This is a genomic window from Emticicia sp. (assembly GCF_049241225.1).
In the GTDB taxonomy this organism is placed as follows: Bacteria; Bacteroidota; Bacteroidia; order Cytophagales; family Spirosomataceae; genus Emticicia.
This window is the reverse complement of sequence record NZ_JBMLRC010000097.1, coordinates 1-1,114: the sequence shown is the minus strand read 5'-3', so window position 1 is coordinate 1,114 and position 1,114 is coordinate 1. Positions and strand designations below refer to the sequence as shown.

The 1,114-nt window shown below is 39.9% G+C and carries 2 protein-coding genes; both read left to right on the top strand.

Annotation, left to right across the window (positions count from 1 at the left end):
* On the top strand, positions 1–393 hold a 393-nt coding region (locus ACOVO2_RS05890), incomplete at its 5' end, for an IS200/IS605 family transposase (protein WP_421769075.1).
* Positions 394–479: 86 nt separating this feature from the next.
* Positions 480–1,114: NAD-dependent epimerase/dehydratase family protein (locus ACOVO2_RS05885; RefSeq protein WP_421769074.1), on the top strand; the 635-nt coding region annotated here is incomplete at its 3' end.

Below are 1,114 nucleotides of genomic sequence, written 5' to 3'. Positions count from 1 at the left end.
CAAAAACCATGGAGAGATGAGGTCTTCAAATATATGGTCGGAATTATTAAAGAGAAGAACCAAAAGGCTATCATTGTGAATGGAGTTGCCGACCATGTTCATGTTTTTGTCGGTTTAAAGCCTTCTATGAGTATCTCGGACTTGATACGTGACATCAAAAATAATTCTTCAAAATTTATTAATGAGCAAAAGTTTGTGAAAGGTAAGTTTTCTTGGCAAGAGGGATATGGTGCTTTTTCGTATGCTCATTCACAGATTGATAATGTCTATCAATACATACTAAGGCAAGAAGAACACCACAAGAAAAAGACCTTTAAAGAAGAATACCTTGATTTCCTTCAGAAATTTGAGATTGAATATAACGAAAAATATCTATTTGAATGGCTGGATTAAATCCGAATTCCAAACTGTAACTTCTGATTATGAAACCAAACTCCCCCGCACATAGTTACCAATAAAACCTCTAATCAATCTAAACAATGCGAATATTATTTACAGGTGGCTCGGGCAAAGCAGGAAAACACGTGATTCCGTACTTACTCGAACAAGGCCACCAAGTGCTAAACGTTGACCTCACGCCTCTGAAACACCCAGGAGTAGATAACTTACTTGCCGATATTACTGACTCAGGACAAATGTTTAATGCCATGAGTTCGTACACGGGCTTGCACGAACTCGAAGCGGGCAATGGCGTACCGAAGTTTGATGCAGTGGTACATTTTGCGGCTGTCCCTCGAATCTTAATCAAACCCGATAACGAAACTTTTCGAGTAAATACCGTTGGCACTTATAATGTAATTGAGGCGGCCGTAAAGCTGGGTATCAAAAAAATCATCATTGCATCATCAGAAACAACATACGGAATCTGTTTTGCGGATGGAATAACCGACCCAAAAGTATTGCCACTCGAAGAAGATTACGACGTTGACCCAATGGATAGTTACGGTTTATCGAAGGTTGTAAACGAAAAAACGGCTCGTGCTTTCCAACTGCGTTCTGGCTACGATATTTACGCCCTTCGTATCGGCAATGTGATTGAACCGCACGAATACGCCGAGCTTTTTCCGCATTATTTCAAAAATCCAGAAGTTCGTCGTCGAAATGCTTTTTGTTA